The sequence below is a fragment of the Phaeospirillum tilakii genome (genome assembly GCF_042683125.1).
In the GTDB taxonomy this organism is placed as follows: Bacteria; Pseudomonadota; Alphaproteobacteria; order Rhodospirillales; family Magnetospirillaceae; genus Phaeospirillum; species Phaeospirillum tilakii.
This window is the reverse complement of the sequence record NZ_JBHUIY010000033.1, coordinates 21,352-41,849: the sequence shown is the minus strand read 5'-3', so window position 1 is coordinate 41,849 and position 20,498 is coordinate 21,352. Positions and strand designations below refer to the sequence as shown.

Below are 20,498 nucleotides of genomic sequence, written 5' to 3'. Positions count from 1 at the left end.
GCCGAGCCCCGCCCCGCCCCGGCCGGGACGGCGGCGCCGCTGCTGACCGCGACCCTGACCGCGCGCGAGGCGGCGGCGCTCGACCTTGCCGCCCGCCGCGCCCGCGCCGGCCGCCATGCTTTGCTGCTGGCCCTGCTCGCCCACGAGGCCCAGCGCCGCGACGGCCGCCCCCGCCTGCTGATCGGCTGCGGGGTCTCGCTACGCCCGGCGGCGGCGGAAACGGCGGTCGGGCTGTTCGTCCATCTGCTGCCGGTGGCGCTGACCGCCGCGCCCGAGGCGAGTCTGGCCGAACGGATCGCCGCCGCCCAGGCCGGACTCGACGCGGCGCTGGCGACGGCATGGCTGCCGCCCTCGCTGATCCAGGCCGATTTCCGCCGCGACCATCCCGGGCTGCGCCCGCCCGAGCTGCCGCCGCTGCTCGATCTCGCCCTCACCGCCGCCCCGTCCCGGTTCCACCAGGGCGACGGCTTGGCCCTGCGCCCCCGCCCGCTGCCGGGCGAGACCGCCCTGCCCGCCGCCGGGCTGACCCTGTCCTTCAGCCACGAACCGCGCGAGGATGGCGGCATCGACCTCGCCCTCGCCTGGCGGCCCGACCGGATCGACCAGGCCACCGCCCAGGGCTGGCTCGACGGCTTCGCCGCCTGGGCCCGCCGCCTCGCCGCCGCCCCGGCCGGGCTCGACGCGCCGCTGCCGCCGCTGCGGCCGGAGGAGGAGGCATGGCTGGCGGAATGGGAGCGCGGCCCGGCCCCGCTTGCCCCGCTGGTGGCGGCCCACCGCCGGTTCGAAGCCGCCGTCCGCGCCGCCCCGCAGCATCCCGCCCTGGTCACCCCCGGCCGCGTCTTCACCCGCGCCGAGATCGACCGCCACGCCGACCGGGTCGCCGACCGGCTGCGCCGCCACGGCCTGCGGCCGGGCGAGCCGGTGGCGGTGCTGGCCGACACCCTCCCCGCTTTGCCCGGGGCGGTGCTGGGGGTGTGGAAGGCCGGCGGGGTCTATCTGCCGCTGCCGCCCGATCTGCCGCCCGCCCGCCGCGCCGCGATCCTGGCCGATGCCGGCGCCCGCCGGCTGCTGGTGCTGCCCGGTCTCGTCGCGCCGGCCGGGCTCGACCCCGCCATCGCCGCGCTGGCCTGCCCCGGCCCCGACGACGCGGCGGACGGGGCCGAAGAGGCCCCGCCGGCCGCGCCGGGGGAGGAGACCGGCGCCGCCTATCTGATCTACACCTCGGGCACCACCGGCACCCCCAAGGGCGTCGCGCTGCGCCACGATGCCCTGGCCCAGGTCGGGAGCGAGACCGCCCGCCTTGCCGGCCTCGGCGCCGACGATCGCGTCGCCCTCGCCGCCTCGCCCGGCTTCGACGCCTCGCTGTGGGAGATCGCGCTGGCGCTGGCGGCCGGCGCCGCCTGGGTGCCGGTGCCGCGCGGCTGGCGCGACGATCCCTGGACCCTGCGCCGCCGCTATGCCGAACTCGGCGTCACCGTCGCCTATCTGTCGCCGTCCTATCTGCGCCTCGGCGCCGAGCAATCCTTCTCCGGCTTGCGGGTGCTGCTGACCGGCGGCGAGGCCCCCACCCACCAGGATTTCGACCGCCTCGCCGCCACGGTGCCGACCCTGTGCAACGCCTATGGCCCGACCGAGGCCACCGTGCTGGTGTCGATCGAGCGGATCGCCGCCGAGCGCGACCGCACCCGCCCGCCCAGCGTCGGGCGGCCAATCCCCGGCGCGATCATTTCGCTACGCCGCGCCGATGGCAGCCGGGTGCCGCCGGGCGAAAGCGGCGAGGTCTGGCTGGGCGGACTCGGCATCGCCGAGGGCTACCTCCACCAGCCGGAGCAGACCGCGCGGCGCTTCGTCGTCACCGCCGAGGGGCGGTTCCACCGCTCGGGCGACCTCGGCCGCTGGACCGCCGATGGCCGGCTCGAGATCGCCGGCCGGATCGACGACCAGATCAAGCTGCACGGCCAGCGGCTCGAACCGGCCGAGATCGCGCAGGCCCTCGCCGCTTTGCCCGGGGTGGCCGAGGCGCTGGTGCTGGCCGACCGTGCCGCCGCCGGCACCCAGGTTCTGCGCGGCTTCGTCCGCCTCGCCGCCGGGGCGGAGGTGCCGGCCGGCTGGCGCGCCGCGCTGGCCGAACGTCTGCCCGCCTACATGGTGCCGGCCGCGCTGACGGCGGTGGCGGCCTTTCCCCTCACCGCCAACGGCAAGACCGATCACGCCGCCCTGCTGGCGCTGGCGGCCGCCGCCGGTGACTACCGGCCCCGCACCCCGCCCAGCCCCGGGCTGGAGACCACCATCGCGGCGGTATGGGGGCGGTTGCTCGGCGCCGAGCCGGCGCGCGAGGACGATTTCTTTGCCCTCGGCGGCAACAGCCTGCTCGCCGTCACCCTGGCCCACCGGCTCGGGCAGGCGCTGGGCCGAACGGTGGCGGCGCGCGACCTGTTCGCCGCCCCCACCCTGGCCGGATTCGCCGCCCGGATTGCCGCCGGGAAAGAGGACGGAGCGGTTCTGGAACGGTCCGACCGCGCCACCGAAGGCGAACTCGCCTTCCGCGTCGCCGAGCGGGCCGGGCTCGATACGCGCGGCTTCACCATCCCAGTGTTGCGGCGGATCGACGGGGCGGTCGCGCCGGAGCGGTGGCGGGCAGCCTGGGCGGCGTTGGTCGAACGGCATCCCGGGCTACGGACGCATTATGTCGAGGATGACGACGGAAGCCTGCGGCGAGTGGTTGGCGGGCTCCCGCCCGCACCCGGCCGGGGCGATGCCCCGGACCCCCTTCTTTTTCCCGAGTTGGAATGGGTCGAGGTCGCCGATGCCACGGCGGCGCGCGACCATTTCTGGCGGCGGCATGCCGCGCCGCTCCGGATGGATCGGCCGCCGCTGTGGCGGGCCGGGCTGATCGGCCTCGCCAAAGAGGGCGAGGTCTGGTTCTGGCTGGCCCTCCATCACGCAATCGGTGACGGGCAATCGGTCAGCTTGCTGCTCGATGAACTCGCCACCCTGGTTGACGGGGGCACCCTCGCACCGTGCCAGGGGGATTTCGGCCAAGCGGCGGCGCGCGAGGAAGCCTATCTCGCCGGGGCAGCGGCGGAGGAGGATGCGCGGTTCTGGGCCGAAACGCTGGCCGGGGTACCCGACGAATCCTTTGCCGAGCCGGTCACCGATCATCCCCGCCGTGCCGACGCCCCGGCCGGCACCCATCGCTTCTCGCGGCGTCTGCCGGCGGCGGCGGCCACCCGGCTGGCGGCGTTGGCGCGGCAACAACGGGCCAGTCTGCATGCTCTGTTGCTGGCCCTGCTCGGGCTGGAGGCGGGGCGACGCGGCGGGCTGGAGACGGTGATGCTCGGCAGCGCGGTGTCGCTGCGCGACGAGGCCGCCGATCAGGGGGTGGTCGGCGATTACGTCAATATGATCCCCCTGCCCGGTCCCGGTGCCGGGCCGCTGCCCTTCGCCGCCCGCCTCGCCGCCGCCCAGCGCGGGCTGGCGGCGGCGCTCGGCCATGCCCGCCTGCCCTTCGCCCGCATCAACCGCGCCTTCCGCACCGCCCGGCCGCTGCCGCGCGATCCCAACCGTTATCCGCTGTTCGACCTCGCCGTGATCGAGGTGCCGCCCGCCGCCGCCGGCCCGGCCCGGCTGCGGCCGCCGCCCGAGCCCGGCAGCGAAGAGGGCGGCCTCGGCTATCAACGCAGCGCCGTTTCCCCCGGCCAGGACATGGTGCTGATCCATCAGGCCGAGCCCGACGGCGCCTTGCTGCTGCACTGGCACGTCAACGCCGCCTTGTTCGAGCGCGACACCGCCGCCCTCTGGCTCGACGCGCTGGCGGGCTGGATCGACTGGCTGGGCGAGGATCCCGCCCGGGCCGAGACGCCGCTGCCGCCGCTGCTGCCGGAAGAGGCGCGTAGGCTCGATCTCTGGCAGCGCGGCGAGGCGCGGCCCCGGCCACCGTTGCGCTTCCACGAATTGTTCGAGCGCCGGCTCGACGCCGACCCGGCCGCCGCCGCCCGGCCGGCGCTGATCGGTGCCAGCGGGACCGTCAGCCATGCCGCGCTGGAGGCCGAGGCCAACGTCATCGCCCACGCCCTCGCCGAGACCGGCATCGGTGCCGGCGCGGTGGTCGGGGTGCTGGCCGGACGTTCGGCCGGGCTGCCGGCGGCGGTGCTGGGGATCTGGAAGGCGGCGGCGATCTATCTGCCGCTGGCCGCCGACCTGCCGCCCGAGCGGCTGCGCGCCCTCGCCGCCGATGCCGGTGCCGCCGGCCTGATCGCCCTCGACGGCGCGGTGCCGCCACCCGGCCTGCCGCCGCCGCTGCGGCCCGAGGCGATCGAACCGGCCTTCCACGCCGGCCACCGCCACCGCCTCGACCGGCCGGGCCGGCCGGAGGATCCGGCCTACATCCTCTATACCTCGGGCTCGACCGGAACGCCGAAGGGGGTGGTGGTCGGTCACGACGCCTATCTCAACACCGTACTGGGCGCTGGCGAGGCGCTGGGATTCGGTCCCGACGATCGCGGCCTGCTGTTCGCCTCGCCCGCCTTCGACGTCTCGCTGTCCGATTTCGGCCTGCCGCTGGCGTTCGGCGGCGCGGCCTGCGCCGTACCGGCCGAGTTGCTCGAAGCGCCCGACCGTTTCCGGGCGATGCTGGCCGAACGCGGCGTCACCGTCGCCGACATCACCCCGTCCTATCTGCGCCTGCTCGGGCCGGCGCCGTTCCCCACCCTGCGGGCGATCGTCACCGGCGGCGAGCCGCCGCTGGCCGCCGACATCCGCGCCCATGCCGGCCGGCTGACCTATCTCAACGCCTACGGCCCGACCGAGGCGGCGATCACCGCCACCATGGGCCGGCTCGCCCCCGCCGCCGCCGACGGACCGCCACCGGCGGGGCGGCCGCTGCCCAACACCCTGGTCGAGCTGGTCGATCGCGCCAGCCGCCCGCTGCCGCCCGGCGCGGTGGGGGAAATCCGCCTCGGCGGTGCCGGTCTGGCCCAGGCCTATCTCGGCCGGCCCGATCTGACCGAGGCCGCCTTCCCGGCCGGGCCGGCGGGACGGCGCTACCGCACCGGCGATCTCGGCCGCTGGAACGCGGCGGGCGAACTGGTGGTGCTCGGCCGGGCCGACGACCAGATCAAGCGCAGCGGCGTCCGCATCGAGCCGGGTGAGATCATCCACGCGATCGAACGCCATCCGGCGGTGGCCCAGGCCACCGTGCTGCTCGACCACCACCGCGACGGCGACGGCCGGCTGTGGGGCTTCGTCCGGCTCCATCCCGGCCGGGCCGCCCCCGCCGAGGCCGAATGGCGCGCCTTCCTCGCCGCCCGGCTGCCGCCCGCTTTGCTGCCCTCGGCGGTGATCGCGGTCGAGTCCCTGCCGGTCACCGCCAGCGGCAAGATCGACGCCGCCGCCCTGCTCGCCCTGGTCGCGGCGCGGCGGCAGGAAAGCGCCGCCCCGGTCGGACCGCTCGAGACCGCCATCGCCACGGTGTGGGCCGAATTGCTCGGCGGCGGCGCGATCGGGCGCGACGAGGATTTCTTCGCCCGGGGCGGCCATTCCCTGCTGGCGATCGCCGCCGCCCACCGGCTGGAGCGGGAATTGGGCCGGCCGGTGCCGGCGCGCGAGATGTTCGCCGCACCGACGGTGCGCGCCTTCGCCGCACGTCTCGCCGCGCTGCCGGCCGCCCCCCCGGTGGTGCCGACCGACCGCGCCACCGAGGGCCAGCGCGGCTTCTGGCTGGCCGACCGCATCGGGCTCGACACCCGGGGCTTCACCGTGCCGCTGGCGCTGTGGGTCGAGGAGGCCGACGGCGGCCCGCCCGATCCGGCGGCGTGGCGGCGGGCCTGGACCGCGCTGGTCGCCCGCCATCAGGCGCTGCGGGTCGGCTTCGTCGGTGAATCCGAGCGCGAGCTGCGCCGGATCGCCCTGACCGTGCCGCCCGAGCGGTTCGAACTGAGCGAGCATCCCGACGCCGCCGCCGCGCTGGCCCATGGCCGCGCCCGTCAGGCCGTGCCGCTGCCGATGGCCCCGCCCCCGGGCGAGGCCGCGCCGCCGCCGCCGTGGCGGGCCGGGCTGGCCCGGGTGACCGGCGCGCGCCGCGCTTTGCTGTGGGTGGCGCTGCATCATGCCCTCGGCGACGGGGTGTCGCTCGGGGTGATGGTCGCGGATCTGGCCCGGCTGCGCCGGGGCGAGACCCTGGCCCCGCTGGGCGAGCCGCTCGACCGCCTCGCCGGACGCGAGGAAGCCTATCTCGCCGGACCGGACGGGGCGGCCGACGCCGCCTACTGGCGGACGGCGCTCGGCCCCGATTCCGCCGGGCATGATCCGGCGGTGCCGGCCGATTGGCCGCTCGACCATCCCCGCCCGCTCGCGCGCGGCGGCGACAATGCCAAGGGCACCCATGTCCTGCGCGGCCGGCTGCCCCCGGCCGAGGCCGAGGCGTTGCGCGCCTTCGCCCGCGCCCGGGGCGCCGGGCTGCACGCGCTGTGGCTGACCCTGCTGGCGCTGGAGGCATGGCGGCGCGGCGGACAGGCGGCGCCGGTGATCGGCACCGCCGCCAGCCTGCGCGACCGGGCCGAGGATGGCGGCGCGGTCGGCCTGTTCATCAATCTGATCCCGCTGCCGCTGCGGATCGATCCCGCCGCCCCGGTCGAGCGCCTCCTCGCCGACACCCAGGCCCGCCTCGCCGCCGGGCTGGGCCATGCCCGCTATCCGTTCGGACGGATCTTCGCCGATCTGCGTGCCCGCAATCCCGCCGCCGCCGTCGCCGCCCGCCATCCCTTGTTCGACCTCGCGGTGACCGAGACCCCCGACACCGCCGGCGACGACGGCGCCGGGCCGCGTTTCTTCGAGGCGGCGGTGGATGAGCCCGACCGGGTGCGGCGGCCGTTCGGTCCGCCGCTCGACATGCTGCTGTCGCACGAACGCGCCGCCGATGGCGGGCTGATGCTGCGCTGGTTCGTCGATGCCACCCTCTACGAGGGCGACACCGCCCAGGCCTGGCTCGACGGCCTGCTCGGCTGGGCGCGCTGGCTGATCGCCCCCGACCGCGTCGCCGACAGCCCGCCGCCCCGCCTGCTGCCGGACGAAATCCGCCGCCTCGCCGGCTGGGAACAGGGGCCGCCGCCCCGGCCCGACGCGACCGATCTGGTCGACCGCTTCGCCCGCTGGGTCGAACGCGCCCCCGACCGCCCGGCCCTGATCAGCGCGGCCGGCCCGCGCAGCCGGGGCGAGATCGCCGCCGCCGCCGCGACGCTGGCCGCCCGGCTGAGGGCGGCCGGGGTGCGGCGCGGCGACCGGGTCGGGGTGCTGACCCTCCGCTCCGCCACCCTGCCCGAGACGGTGCTGGGAGTGTGGCAGGCCGGCGCGGTCTATCTGCCGCTGACCGCCGACCTGCCGCCCGAACGGCTCGGCCTGATCGCCCGCGACGCCGGGGTGCGGCGGCTGGTCGCCCTCGACGGGCTGACCCCGCCGCCGCCGCTGGCCGCCCTGCCCCGGCTCGACTGGCCGGACCGGCTCGCCCGGCCGGCCCCCCGCCCCGGCCGCGCCCCGGCCCCGGCCGGCGGCGATCCCGCCTACATCCTCTACACCTCGGGCTCGACCGGCCGGCCGAAGGGGGTGGTCCTGCTCCATCGCGGCCTCGCCAATTTCGCCACGGGGATGGCCGACCGCCTCGGCCTCGGCGAGGACGACCGGGTGCTGCTGGCCGCCTCGCCCAGCTTCGACGCCTGGATCGGCGATCTGGCGATGGCCTGGGCCGCCGGGGCGGCGGTGGTGCCGGTCAGCCGCGCCGAGATCGACGACATCCCCGCCATGCACGCCCGGCTGGCCGGCGGCGGCGTCACCGTCGCCACCCTGACCCCCTCCTATCTGCGCCTGTTCGACCGGGCCGACTTCCCCGGCCTGCGGCTGCTGATGACGGTGGGCGAGCCGCCCGATCCCGGCGATGCCCGCCACTATGCCGCCCGGCTGGCCCATTTCAACGGCTACGGCCCGACCGAGAACAGCATCGCCGCCTCGGCCGGCCGGATCGATCCGGCCGGCGACGGCGCGATCGACGCCGGCCCGCCCCTGCCCGGGGTGACCATCGCCATCCGCGACCGCGACGGCCGGCCGCTGCCGCCGGGCGCGGTGGGCGAGATCCGCCTCGGCGGGATCGGGCTGGCCCAAGGCTATCTCGGCCGGCCCGACCTGACCGCGACCGCCTTCCCCACCGGGCCGGAGGGACGGAGCTACCGCAGCGGCGACCTCGGCCGCTGGAGCCCCGACGGCCGGCTGGTGCTGCTCGGGCGCGAGGACGACCAGATCAAGCTGCGCGGCCAGCGGATCGAGCTGGGCGAGATCGCCGGCTGGATCGAGACCCACCCCGCCGTGCGCCGGGCGGTGGCGCTGGTGGCGCCCGACCGCCAGGGCCGGCCCGGATTGTGGGCGGCGTTCGTCCGCGCCGCCGACCAGCCCGCCCCCGACGCGGCGGAATGGCGTACCCATCTGGCGGCGCGGCTGCCGGCGCACATGGTGCCGGCGGCGGTGATCGAGCTGGCCGAGATCCCGCTCGGCCCGGCCGGCAAGGTCGATCGCGCCGCCCTGGCCGCCCTGATCGCCGCCCGGCGCGACGGCGGCGCCGGGGCCGAGGCCACGCCGGCCGACGCCGCCCCCCCGCCCGACGAGACCGAGCGCCGCATCGGCCGGCTGTGGGGCGAACTGCTCGGGCGCGACCGGATCGGCCCCGACGAGGATTTCTTCGCCCTCGGCGGCGACAGCCTGCGGGCGATCGCCCTGATCGCCCGGCTGCGGAGCTGGTGCGCCTGCTCGATCACCGCCTTGTACGAACATCCCCGCCTGCGCGCCTTCGCCGCCACCTGCCGGCCCGAGCCGGCCCATCTCCAGGCCTGCCTCGCCGGGGCGCGGGCGCACTGGCAGGCCTTCGCCGACCACCGGGCCGATTACGAGGCGCGCCGGACCGAGGCGCTCGAGTCCGCCTTCGCCGCCTACCGCGCCCGCAGCGCCGCCCTGCCCGCCCCCGATCCGGCCCGCCGCCGCGCTTACCGGCGGGTGCTGCTGACCGGGGCGACCGGCTATCTCGGCGCCTATCTGCTGCGCGAACTGGCGGAAGATCCCGAGCGGCGGATCGACCTGCTGATCCGCGCCGACGATCCCGCCGCCGCCCGCGCCCGCCTCGCCGCCGTGCTGACCCATTATTTCGGCGCCGAGGCCGGCCGCGCCTTGGCCCTCTCGCCCCGCCTCGCCCTGTGGACCGGCGACCTGCGGCGCGAGGATCTCGGCCTGTCGGCGACGGCACGGGCCGCCCTGACCGACGGCTGCGCGGCGATCTTCCACTGCGCCGCCGACGTGCGCCATTACGGCCGGTGGGAGGAGTTCGCCGCCGCCAACGTCGCCGGCACCGCCCGGCTGCTCGACCTCGCCGGGCACGACCCGGCCCGGCCGGCCGATTTCCACCAGATCTCGACCCTGTCGGTGGCGGGGCGGGCGCCGGAAACCGGCTTCGTCCTGTTCGACGAGGACAGCCCGGCCGGCACCGGGGACGAGAATTACTATGTCCGCGCCAAGCAGGCGGCGGAGCGGCTGGCCCTCGCCGCGCGCGGCCGGCTGGCCAATGTCTGCCTGCACCGGGTCGGCAACGTGGTGTTCGCCGCCGAGGGCGAGGCGTTGCAGCGCGACATCGCCAGCAACGCCTTCTTCCGTCTGCTGGCGGCGCTGATCCGGCTGGGGGCGGCCCCGGACGAGTCGCATGTCTGGCTGTGCCATGCCGACGTCGCGGCCCGGGCGGTGGCGCGGCTGGCCCTGGCCGCCGACCTGACCGACCAGACCCACCACATCGAGCCCGGCCGCCGCGACAGCGTCGCCGCGCTGCTGGCCCCGGCCGGAATCGAGACGCTCGATTTCGCCGCCTTCCTCGACCGTCTCGACCGCGCCAGCACCCGCCCCGAGCTGGCGGCGGCGGTGACCAACGCGATGGGGGTGTTCGGCCTGTTCGACGCGATTTCGCCGCAGGAACGGGGACGGCGCCACGAGATCACCAGCGAACGGACGCTCGACCGGCTGGCCCGGCTCGGGGTGGCGTGGCCCGATCTGCCGGCGACCGGGCTGGCCGCCACCCTGCGCCGGGCCGCCCAGTCATGACCCGCCGCGCGCCGGATGCCCCGTGCCGGCTCTGGGCGGCGCCCGGGAAATCCCGTAGAAGGAACACGAGGCCCATGATGCCGGAAAAGAATCGGGAATGACCCTGTCGCACCGCCTCGGCCTGTTCAGTTTCCTCCAGGAGGAAACCGGGGGGCTCGACCTCAAGATGGCGATCCTGGTCGCCAGTTCCGGCGTCGCCAACGCCATCAGCCTCGCCGTGATCAACGCCTCGGTCGAGGCGCTGGGCAAGGGCGGGCCGTCCTGGCAGCATTTCGCCTGGTTCGCGCTGTCGATCCTGCTGTTCGTCTACGCGCTGCGCCACGTGCTGCACCAATCGACCCGGATCGCCGAGCGGGCGGTGTGCAACGTCCGCGTCCGCCTCGCCGACAAGATCCGCCGCTGCGATCTGGTGGCGATCGAGGCGATCGGTGGCGGCGACATCCACGCCCGCATCAGCCAGGACACCGCCGCGGTGGTGCAGACCGCGCGCCCGCTGTTCGCCGCCGCCCAGGCGGTGGTGATGATCCTGTTCACCCTGATCTACATCGCCCTGGTGTCGCCGGCGGCGATGCTGCTGTGCCTCGCCTTGATCGGCGGCGGCGCCGTGATCTATCTCAAGGACCGCCGCGCCTATGAAAGCGGGCTGCGCGCCGCCTCGCGCGAGGTCGACGGGATGAGCCAGACCCTCGACGGCCTGCTGCGCGGCTTCAAGGAGGTGCGGATCAACAGCCGCAAGGGCGACGACGTGGTGGCCGAGTTCGAGAGCCGGGCCAGCCGGGTGCGCGACATCCGCATCGAAGTGATGATCCTGTTCTCGAACAACATCGTGTTCGTCGAACTGTTCCTGCTGTCGCTGCTGGGGGCGATCCCGTTCGTGCTGCCGCTGCTGACCGACGTGTTTTCCGGCTCGGAAACCAAGATCGTCGCCGCGATCCTGTTCTTCTTCGGGCCGCTCGGCAACGTGATGGGGATGATCCCGACCTTGTCCGAGACCAATGTCAGCGTCGGCAACCTGCGCGCGCTGGAGGCCCAGCTCGACGCCGCCTTGGCCCGCAGCCCGGAAAGCGAGGCGCGGCCGACCCACGATCTGTCCGGCTTCAGCCGGCTCGATTTCGTCGGGCTGCGTTTCGCCTATCACGACGCCGAGGGCAACGAGACCTTCGCGGTCGGACCGGTCGATCTCACCCTGCGCCGGGGCGAGGTGCTGTTCCTGGTCGGCGGCAACGGCAGCGGCAAGACCACCCTGCTCAAGCTGCTGACCGCGCTCTATCCGCCCCAGACGGGGACGATCCTGCTCGACGGAGCCGAGATCGGCGCCGGCAACCGCCAGTCCTACCGCGACCTGTTCTCGGCGATCTTCGCCGATTTCCATCTGTTCGAAAAACTGCACGGGCTGGCCCGGATCGATCCCGACCGGGTCGCCGCCCTGTTGCGGCAGATGGACATCGCCCACAAGACCGGCTTCGCCGACGGCCAGTTCACCAACATCCGGCTGTCCACCGGCCAGCGCAAGCGCCTCGCCCTGGTGGTGTCCTATCTGGAGGACAAGCCGATCGCGGTGTTCGACGAGGTGGCGGCCGACCAGGATCCGCCGTTCCGGCACTATTTTTACCATACCCTGCTGCCCGACCTGAAGGCGGCGGGCAAGACGGTGGTGGTGGTGTCGCACGACGACCGCTATTTCGACGCCGCCGACCGCGTGCTGCGGATGGAATATGGGCGGCTGGTCGAGATCGCCCCGCCTGCGCCGGGCGAGCCTGGCCACGACACTCGGGGAGGCTGACCGATGACCGCTCTCGCACGCTGGATCGATGGATGGGGGCAGGCGTGGCGGACCTTCCTGCGCGCCAATGCCCCGTTCCTGGTGGTGGGGCTGGTGCTGACCGCCTTCGCCATGGTGTTCTTCTTCGACCGGGTGGTGGTGTCGGTCCATTCCGGCCAGGCCGGGGTACTGTGGCGCCGTCTCGGCGGCGGCACCGTGCTCGACAGCGTCTACGGCGAAGGGCTGCACCTGCTGCTGCCGATCAACAAGATGTACGTCTACAATCTGCGCAAGCAGCAGTTCAACGATTCGATCGACGCGCTGACGGTCGATGGCCTGACCATCAAGGTGCAGTATTCGGTGCGCTATTTCCTCGCGCCGGAAACCCTGCCCTCGCTGCACCAGACCATCGGGCCGGATTATGTCGGGGTGGTGATCCGCCCCGAGATCCGCTCGGTGGTGCGCACCATCTTCGGCCAGTACAAGCCGGAGGACATCTACACCAGCCAGAAGCTGATCCAGGAGCGGGTCAGCGAACTGTCGAAGATCCGCCTCCAGTCACGCTTCATCGATCTCGACGACGTGCCGATCGAAAGCATCTCGCTGCCGGCCCGGATCTCCGACGCGATCGAGACCAAGATGGCCTATCAGCAGACCGACGCCGGCTATACCTTCCAATTGTCGATCGCCCGCAAGGAGGCGGAACGCAAGCGGATCGAGGCCGACGGCCTCGCCGTCTACAACGCCACCCTGGCCCGCAGCCTGTCGCCCCAGGTGCTGCACTGGCAGGGGATCCAGGCCACCCAGGATCTGGCCAAGTCGCCCAATGCCAAGACGGTGGTGATCGGGGCCGAACACGGCCTGCCGCTGATCCTCGGGCGGGAGTAGCGGATGGGACGGATCCTGGCCGGGATCCTCGGGCTGGCGGTGCTGGCCGGGCTGTGGGTCGCGCTGGAACCGCAGTGGCGTTCGCTCGAATCGGCCGGCGCCGACCGTTTCGCTGAACTGGAACGGCCGCAGAACGAGGTGCTGGTGGGGGTGAGCTGGCCGTTCGCCCTGCGCCATGACGGCATGGCCGACGGGCTGGAACTGGCGCGGAGCGAGATCAATCAGGCCGGCGGCATCGACGGGCGGACGCTGCGGCTGGTGCTGCGCGACGACGGGGACGACTGGCCGACCGCGCGCCGGATCGCGCTCGACTTCGCCGCCACGCCGGAAATGGTCGCGGTGATCGGCTATTTCAACGACGGGGTGGCGATCCAGGCGGCGACGATCTACGAGCGGGCCCGCCTGCTCAACCTGCTGGTCAACATCAACGTCCCGGCGGTGACCGCGCACGGCTATCAGTACGTGGTGCGCATGGCGCCGACCACCAATCACATCGCCGCCCTGCTCGCCCGTTCCGGCCCCCATCGCGGCGAGCGGCAGACCTATGCCCTGCTGTGGGACAGCGGCGCCTACGGCCAGGATTTCGCATCGGAATACCGCCTCGCCCAGGACGCGGTCGGCGGGCGGATGGTGTTCCAGTGGCCCTATGCCCGCAAGCGCGAGGATTTCCGCCTCGCCGCCAACCTGCTGAAATCGGTCGATGCCGACGTGATCGCCTTCACCGGCAGCGACCTCGACATCATCCGCTTCCTGCGCCGCGCCGACGGGGTCGGCCTCGCCGCGCCGATCGTCCTGCCCGATGAACTGTCCGAGGACATCCGCGCCGGAGCCGGCACGGCGGTGCGGCGGGCGCGCTTCCTCAACCTCTACGACCCGGCCGATCCCCGGCCGGAAAACCAGCACTTCGTCGCCAGCTTCCGCCAGCGTTTCGGCCACGCCCCCGACACCGCCGCGGCCCAGGGCTACGACGCGGTGCGGATCCTGGCCGCCGGCCTTGGCCGCGCCCATTCGCTCAACCCGCTCGACGTCGCCTACACCATCCGCTACATGCCGCTTCTTCGCGGCGTCATCGCCGATTACAGCTTCACCCCCGAGGGCAGCCTGGTCGAACAGCGGCTGTTCCTGCCGCAATGACGCCGATCGGGGGGAGAGGGCGACCGGGGGCGTCTCCCGCCGCATTGGACGGCGACGCCCCGGGTCAACGGCGACAGATCAGAACAGCTCTATCGCGTTTTCGTTGTTGCGGTTGATATGGTTGCAGCGGGCGGCAATGTCGGCGCCCGAGACATGCAGAATGATCGCGACGTCATCACCGGCCGACGACATGTCGTCGGCGATCTTGTTGTAGAGGTCGAGCACCACCTGTCGCCCGATCTGTTCTTGCAATTTACTGCACCCGAAAGAACTATCGTTATAGTCTATGCGGACGGTAACGAGGTTGCTGCAATTGGGGCATTTACGAGAGCAAAGAGCCATTTCCGCCTCCTGGGCCGACCATTCCCGTCGTCCCTCGGAATTGCGTCGATGACTAAGTGTATGTTAACCAATTCGCACAAGACAACATTTTTCTGGTAACGAAACTATTCTTTTACTTTCCGTTTTGCTTAAAATTTTATCCTTTTTTGCGGAGCCGCCGCGGCGGACCGGGGGCCCAAAACGCGACGGGCGGGCCTGGGAAACCCAGGCCCGCCCGCATCGGCGCGATGAAGCGTCGATTACTTCGCGGCGCTCTTGGCGGCGCCGAGGGCGATCCAATTGAAGCCCGGAGCAGCCAGGACGGCGGCATGGACCGCGATCGCGACCACGGTGGCGACGATCCAGATCACCGGCAGCCAGGTCGACGGATTGATGACCAGCCAAATCTTGTAGTCGTCCTTCGGATTGCTCATGACATACCCCTAAAGAGTTGGGTTCGGCTCGACCCCGGCCCGGCTCCGGTTCAGCGGAGCGGTTGCCAGGCACACGCCGACGACGCGTCGGCCGAAAGAAATTGCGGACGGTACGGAGGCTGCGCTCCGAGTCCGTCCGCAACCCGTCAGTCAGACACTCTAAAAAGAGTGACTTACTTCGCGGCGCTCTTGGCGGCGCCGAGGGCGATCCAGTTGAAGCCCGGAGCGGCCAGGACGGCGGCATGGACCGCGATCGCAACGACGGTGGCGACGATCCAGATCACGGGCAGCCAGGTCGACGGATTGATGACCAGCCAAATCTTGTAGTCGTCCTTCGGATTGCTCATAGGATTAACCCCCTAGGAATGGTCGAAAATCAGAACCAGGGCTTCCACACCCACACCAGCACGTGCGCGACGGCGGCGAGGACCAGGAAGGCGCTGAAGGTGGTCTGGAACTGGGCGTGGACCGCAACCGCTTCTTCTTCGGTCAGACCCGACAAGCTTCTCTCAGCCATGTTTCGATCTCCATGGTAATGGGGGGCATCCGGCGGTTTTCGCCGCTGCAAGTCCTCATTAACGGGCTGTAATGTTGCATTTGGGCCGGGCGGAGTCAATCTGAATCTCCCCCGACACGCAACTTTCACGCGGCAACGCCGCGGCACGGCCGACGGCCGGGCGCGGGGAGATCAGGCACAGATCGGGAGAGGGGGGAAACCCCCGGCGGCGGGATCGGAAGGGGCACGGAGGGCGGCGATTGCCGCGCCGGCCAACATCACACCGCGCAAAACAAGACGCGGACGGAACCGGGCCAAAGCCCGAGATCCGTCCGCGACCCGTCAGTCAGACACTCTGGAAAGAGTGACTTACTTCGCGGCGCTCTTGGCGGCGCCGAGGGCGATCCAGTTGAAGCCCGGAGCGGCCAGGACGGCGGCGTGGACCGCGATCGCGACGACGGTGGCGACAACCCAGATCACGGGCAGCCAGGTCGACGGATTGATGACCAGCCAAATCTTGTAGTCGTCCTTCGGATTGCTCATAGGAATATCCCCCTAAGAAGTGTGTCGAGAAATCAGAACCAGGGCTTCCAGACCCAAACCAGCACGTGCGCGACGGCGGCCAGGATGATGAAAGCGGAGAAGGTGGTCTTGAACTGGTCGTGGACCGCGATCGCCTCTTCCTCGGTCAGGCCCGACAAGCTTCTTTCAGCCATGTGTCTACACTCCATTGTGGTTGCCGCGCACCTCCCGCGCGGCTGGGTTCGCCATGAGGCCGAAACCTCATGACCAACTCGCCCTCCCCCGCGGCGCCGGATCGCTGCCAAGCGGGAGGAAGTCTCACCCTTTTCGGGCCAAGCGGCGCGACCAGCAAACGCGCCCTGGCCAGACACAACCCCGGTCTCCGTTCAGGCGGCAGGCGAAATCACCGGCAGCCCGACAGGACAACTCGCTCAACGGGAAAATGCGACCATTGACGAAAGATCGGCCGTCGGCACAAAATACAGCGGAACGTTTGGAATAAATCCGGACGCTTCCCCACGCTGTCCTGCGCCTGCCGCCCCCTGGCCAGCCCCCGTAACAGGCGGTACTCTTGCATCGTCGCCTGCGGGTGTCAATTCGAATCTACGCCGTGGCGCCCACCCCTCCGGGCGGGGTGGCAGGCTTCCCGGCGCGGCGGGGCCGGGCGGCGGGCGGGGGCCGGAGTTTGTCCTTGCGGCCCCCCCCTACCTCACGCATAGACTCCTTAAGGAAGACACGGATAGAATCTTTTAAGGGAAGGCCGCGCCCGCCCGCGGGCGGGGCCGGTGTCGGAGATGCCGGGCCAGCGATGAGTGACAAGACGGTTCTTCTGGTCGATGACAGCCGGGTGGCACGGATGATGACCGCGGCGATGATCGAACGCGTGCGGCCGGGCTGGCGCATCGTCGAGGCCGCCAGCGGCGAGGCGGCGCTGACCGCCGCGCAAGGATTGCCGCCCGATTTCGTGCTGCTCGACGTCAACATGCCGGGCATGGGGGGGCTGGCGGCGGCGGAACGGCTGCGTGCCGAAATCCCCGCCGCCCGGATCAGCCTGCTGACCGCCAACATCCAGGACCCGGTGCGGCGGCGGGCGGAGGAGATCGGGGTCGGGTTCCTGGTCAAGCCGCTGCGGGAAGCGGACTTGCGGCAATTCCTCGAATGCGGGCAGGCGCCATCATGACCTCCATCATCGGCGAGATCGAACACGACGCGGTGGTCGAAATCCTCAACATCGCCGTCGGCCAGGCCGCCGCCTCGCTGTCGCGGCTGGTCGAGGACGAGGTGACCCTGTCGGTACCGTTCGTCGAGTTCCTGTCGTCGCGCCAGAGCGCGGCCCGGCTCGACGCCGCCACCGGCGGCGGGCTGTCGGTGGCGGTGCGGCAGGAATTCAGCAGTTCCTTCTCCGGCGACATCCTGCTGATCTTCCCCGAGCGCAAGAGCCTCGAACTGGTGCGGTCGATCCTGTCCGACACCGTGCCGCTCGACCAGTTGACCGAACTGGAGCAGGAGGCGCTGATCGAGGTCGGCAACATCATCCTCAACGCCTGCCTGGGCAGCCTCGCCAACCAGCTCGGCCTGTCGATCGAAAGCTCGCTGCCGACCTATGTCTGCGGCCGGGGCGCCAGCATCCTCGACAGCAAGAACGTCGATTCCGAGCTGGTGATGTTCCTCCAGGTCGATTTCTCGGTCGCCGCCAAGGGAGTGGAGGGCTATCTCGCCTTCGTGATGGACATCGTTTCCGCCCGCAGCTTCGCGACCGCGGTTTCCGCCTACGTCGCCCGGGTGGTGACGGGATAGGCCGGCCCATGCCTCTCGGCCCCCTGCTGCAGGCACTGGCCGACGCCGGCGAAATCGGCATGATCCTGCTCGATGCCGACCGCCGCGTCCTGCTGTGGAACGCCTGGATCGCCCGCGCCGCCGGCATTGCCGCCGAGGAGGCGCTCAACCGCCGCCTCGACGCGGTGTTCCCCGGTCTCGGCGCCGGCCGGATCGCCCCGGCAATCGATCAGGCGCTCGATGACGGCCTGTCGGCCCTGCTGACCTCGACCCTCAACAAGCGGCTGTTCCCGCTGCAACGGCGCGGCGACGACCCGTCCCGTCCGGTGGCGATGCAGCAGATCGTGGTGATCCGCCCGATCGACGAAGGCGGCCGCCGCCATGCCCTGATCCAGGTGTTCGACATCACCGCGATGGCGATGCGCGAGGCGGTGCTGCGCCGCCAGACCCGGACGATGGAGGCGCTGGCGGAGAATTACCGCCTGTCCGAGCTGCACAACCGCGCCATCGTCGACAACACCGCCGACGCGATCATCACCTTCGGCGAGGATGGCGCGATCGGCACCTACAATCCCTCGGCCGAGCGGATCTTCGGCTACCGCCCGGCCGAGATCACCGGCCGCGCCGTCACCCTGCTGATCCCCGACCTCGCCGGCCCCGACGGGGCGGTCGCCACCGCCCCGTTCCTTGGCCAGCGCACCGAGGTGGTCGCGGTGCTGAAGGGCGGCGCCCGGCGCTGTCTCGAACTGTCGCTGTCGTCGATGCGGCTCGGCGGGCGCGACCTGTTCATCGCGCTCGGCCACGACATCACCGCCCGCAAGGCCGGCGAGGAGGCGCTGCGCCAGCAGCAGGAATGGCTGACCACCCTGATCAACGCCCTGCCCGACCTGATCTGTTTCAAGGACGGCGCCGGGCGCTGGCTGGTGGCCAATCAGGTCTGTCTCGACCTGCTCGGGCTCGACGGACGCGATTATGTCGGCCGCACCGCGTTCGAACTGGCCCGCGACGCCCCGCTGCCCAGCGGCCCGCTGCTCAACAGCCACGAAACCGACGAGATGGCGTGGCGCCTGGGCCGCCAGCTCAGCTACGAGGTCACCCTGACCAGCCCGGGCGGGCCGCGCATCTTCGACATGGCCAAGGTGCCGCTGTTCACCCCGGACGGCGGCCGGCGCGGGCTGGTGGTGGTCGGCCGCGACGTCACCGAGCGCAAGCTGAGCGCCGCCCGCATCCAGCATCTGGCCCATCACGATTCGCTGACCGAACTGCCCAACCGGGTGCTGTTCCAGGAACGGCTGCGCCAGGCGCTGGCCCAGGCCCGCCGGGGCGGCAGCCGGCTTGCCCTGCTGTTCCTCGACCTCGACAAGTTCAAGGACATCAACGACACCCTCGGCCACGCCATCGGCGACCAGCTGCTGACGGCGGTGGCGCGGCGCCTGACCCGCTGTCTGCGCGAGACCGACACGGTGGCCCGGCTCGGCGGCGACGAGTTCGCGGTGATCCTGACCAATCTCAAGGACGCCGAGGGCGCCCGCCACGTCGCCGAGGCGATCATCGCCAGCCTGTCCGAGCCGTTCCGGCTCGAGGATCACGAGGTGCTGACCAGCACCTCGATCGGCATCACCCTTTATCCCGACGACAGCGAGACCGCCGACCAGTTGCTGAAGAACGCCGACCTCGCGATGTTCCAGTCGAAGGCCGACGGCCGCAACGCCTACCATTTCTATGTCGCGGCGATGGATGCCGAGGTCCAGGCCCGCAAGGCGATCGAGCGCGACATGCGCCTCGCCCTCGGCACGCCCCAGCTCGAACTGCATTACCAGCCGCTGCTCGACCTCAAGAGCGGCCGCATCGTCGGCTGCGAGGCGCTGCTGCGCTGGAACCATCCCCAGCTCGGCTGGGTGCCGCCGGCCCAGTTCATCCCGGTGATCGAGCGCACCGACCTGATCATCCCGCTCGGCCGCTGGATCCTGCACCAGGCCTGTCGCCAGGGCCGGGCGTGGCGCGATGCCGGGCTCGGGCCGATGACCATCGCCGTCAACCTGTCGCCGGTGCAGTTCCGCCACAGCCAGGGGCTGGTGGCGATGGTCACCGACATCCTCGACCAGACCGGACTGGCGCCCGAGGCGCTCCAGCTCGAGATCACCGAGGGCATCGCGATGCAGAACGTCGACAGCTCGATCGAGGTGCTGAAGGCGCTGCGGGCGCTGGGCGTCACCATCTCGATCGACGATTTCGGCACCGGCTATTCCTCGCTCAATTATCTGAAGCGGTTCCCGGTCGACAAGCTGAAGATCGACCGCTCGTTCGTGATCGACATCGGCCAGCACCCCGACAACGAGGCGGTGGTCAAGGCGATCGTCGATCTGGGCCATTCGCTGCGCACCCGGGTCAATGTCGAGGGGGTGGAAAGCCGCACCCAGCTCGATTTCCTGCTGGCCCATGGCGTCGATGAGGCCCAGGGCTATTATTTCAGCCGGCCGGTCCCGGCCGACGCCTTCGCCGCGCTGGCGCGCGACCCGCGCGACTGGCTGGCCGCCGACCCGGAGGACGGAGGATGACCAGAAACCACCGCCACCTGCTGCTGCTGCTCGGCCTGGGCGCGGCCGCGCTGATCTGGGCCACCTTCCCGCCGTCCGAGATCGCCCTGTCCGATGCCTGCACCCCCCTGCCCGGCCCGGCGCAATGGTCCTCGGTGCTCTATTCCGGCCCGTTCTGGCGCCGCCAGCTCGCCGCCGTCGAGGCGGAACAGCTCGACCTGCTGTCCTACCCCGCCCGCCGCGCCCGGCTTGAGGCCGAGGCCGAGACGGCCCGCCGCCTCAGCCCGATCGAAAGCAAGATGGAGCGCCTGTCGCAGGGACAGGGCGAGGACCCCGCCGTCAAGGAACGCCAAGAGGCCGAACGCCACGCCGCCCGCCTCAAGCGGGCAATCTGGCTGACCGAGTGCGCCGGGCGGATCCATCAGAGGCTGAACGAGTAGCGGGGCTGCCGCCCCGCGCCCCGCCTGGAGGCTTCCGCCTCCAGACCTCCCCTTTTTTTATCGATG

14 protein-coding genes are annotated in these 20,498 nt (G+C 71.9%); 8 read left to right on the top strand and 6 right to left on the bottom strand.

Annotated elements, in window-relative coordinates:
• The 4 genes from ACFSNB_RS14505 to ACFSNB_RS14490 form a co-directional block, all read left to right on the top strand.
• Window positions 1-10,122: amino acid adenylation domain-containing protein (locus ACFSNB_RS14505; protein WP_377317809.1), on the top strand; the 10,122-nt coding region annotated here is incomplete at its 5' end.
• 97 nt (window positions 10,123-10,219) lie between these two features.
• A complete protein-coding gene (locus tag ACFSNB_RS14500; protein WP_377317807.1) occupies window positions 10,220-11,905 on the top strand; it encodes a cyclic peptide export ABC transporter in 1,686 nt (561 codons plus the stop codon).
• A gap of 3 nt (window positions 11,906-11,908) precedes the next feature.
• Window positions 11,909-12,772 carry a prohibitin family protein gene (locus ACFSNB_RS14495; protein ID WP_377317805.1) on the top strand — a complete coding sequence of 288 codons (864 nt, stop codon included), beginning with the start codon at window positions 11,909-11,911 and terminating at the stop codon, window positions 12,770-12,772.
• A gap of 3 nt (window positions 12,773-12,775) precedes the next feature.
• Complete coding sequence (locus ACFSNB_RS14490; RefSeq protein ID WP_377317803.1) at window positions 12,776-13,906, top strand: ABC transporter substrate-binding protein; 1,131 nt, start codon at window positions 12,776-12,778, stop codon at window positions 13,904-13,906.
• A 78-nt stretch (window positions 13,907-13,984) separates the two neighbouring features.
• Here ACFSNB_RS14490 and ACFSNB_RS14485 read toward each other — a convergent pair whose 3' ends face one another.
• The 6 genes from ACFSNB_RS14485 to pufB (ACFSNB_RS14460) all read right to left on the bottom strand — a co-directional run bounded on the left by ACFSNB_RS14485 (window position 13,985) and on the right by pufB (ACFSNB_RS14460) (window position 15,873).
• A complete protein-coding gene (locus ACFSNB_RS14485) occupies window positions 13,985-14,158 on the bottom strand; it encodes a hypothetical protein (protein ID WP_377317801.1) in 174 nt (57 codons plus the stop codon).
• Between the two features lie 329 nt (window positions 14,159-14,487).
• Window positions 14,488-14,661: a light-harvesting antenna LH1, alpha subunit gene (pufA, locus tag ACFSNB_RS14480; RefSeq protein ID WP_377317799.1), complete on the bottom strand. Its 174-nt coding sequence runs from the start codon at window positions 14,659-14,661 to the stop codon at window positions 14,488-14,490.
• A 173-nt stretch (window positions 14,662-14,834) separates the two neighbouring features.
• Window positions 14,835-15,008 carry a light-harvesting antenna LH1, alpha subunit gene (gene pufA, locus ACFSNB_RS14475; protein WP_377317799.1) on the bottom strand — a complete coding sequence of 58 codons (174 nt, stop codon included), beginning with the start codon at window positions 15,006-15,008 and terminating at the stop codon, window positions 14,835-14,837.
• 29 nt (window positions 15,009-15,037) lie between these two features.
• Complete coding sequence (gene pufB, locus ACFSNB_RS14470) at window positions 15,038-15,178, bottom strand: light-harvesting antenna LH1, beta subunit (protein ID WP_377317797.1); 141 nt, start codon at window positions 15,176-15,178, stop codon at window positions 15,038-15,040.
• 348 nt (window positions 15,179-15,526) lie between these two features.
• On the bottom strand, window positions 15,527-15,700 hold the full coding sequence (gene pufA / locus ACFSNB_RS14465) for a light-harvesting antenna LH1, alpha subunit (protein ID WP_377317795.1): 174 nt from the start codon (window positions 15,698-15,700) through the stop codon (window positions 15,527-15,529).
• A 32-nt stretch (window positions 15,701-15,732) separates the two neighbouring features.
• Window positions 15,733-15,873 carry a light-harvesting antenna LH1, beta subunit gene (gene pufB / locus ACFSNB_RS14460; RefSeq protein WP_377317793.1) on the bottom strand — a complete coding sequence of 47 codons (141 nt, stop codon included), beginning with the start codon at window positions 15,871-15,873 and terminating at the stop codon, window positions 15,733-15,735.
• A 614-nt stretch (window positions 15,874-16,487) separates the two neighbouring features.
• On the opposite strand from pufB (ACFSNB_RS14460), the gene ACFSNB_RS14455 reads away from it, so the two are divergent.
• From ACFSNB_RS14455 to ACFSNB_RS14440, 4 genes are read left to right on the top strand one after another with little or no spacing between them, the layout of a single operon-like run.
• The gene (locus ACFSNB_RS14455) at window positions 16,488-16,859 is read left to right on the top strand and encodes a response regulator (RefSeq protein WP_377317791.1); all 372 of its coding nucleotides are present in this window, start codon (window positions 16,488-16,490) and stop codon (window positions 16,857-16,859) included.
• Entirely contained in the window at window positions 16,856-17,476 is a 621-nt protein-coding gene (locus tag ACFSNB_RS14450) for a chemotaxis protein CheC (RefSeq protein ID WP_377317789.1), read from the top strand. The genes ACFSNB_RS14455 and ACFSNB_RS14450 overlap by 4 nt, the downstream gene beginning before the upstream one ends.
• 8 nt (window positions 17,477-17,484) lie before the next feature.
• Window positions 17,485-20,013, top strand: a complete 2,529-nt coding sequence (locus ACFSNB_RS14445) for a sensor domain-containing protein (protein ID WP_377317787.1) — start codon at window positions 17,485-17,487, stop codon at window positions 20,011-20,013.
• Window positions 20,010-20,432, top strand: a complete 423-nt coding sequence (locus tag ACFSNB_RS14440) for a hypothetical protein (protein ID WP_377317785.1) — start codon at window positions 20,010-20,012, stop codon at window positions 20,430-20,432. Before ACFSNB_RS14445 ends, ACFSNB_RS14440 begins: the two co-directional genes overlap by 4 nt.
• Window positions 20,433-20,498 lie beyond the last annotated feature (66 nt).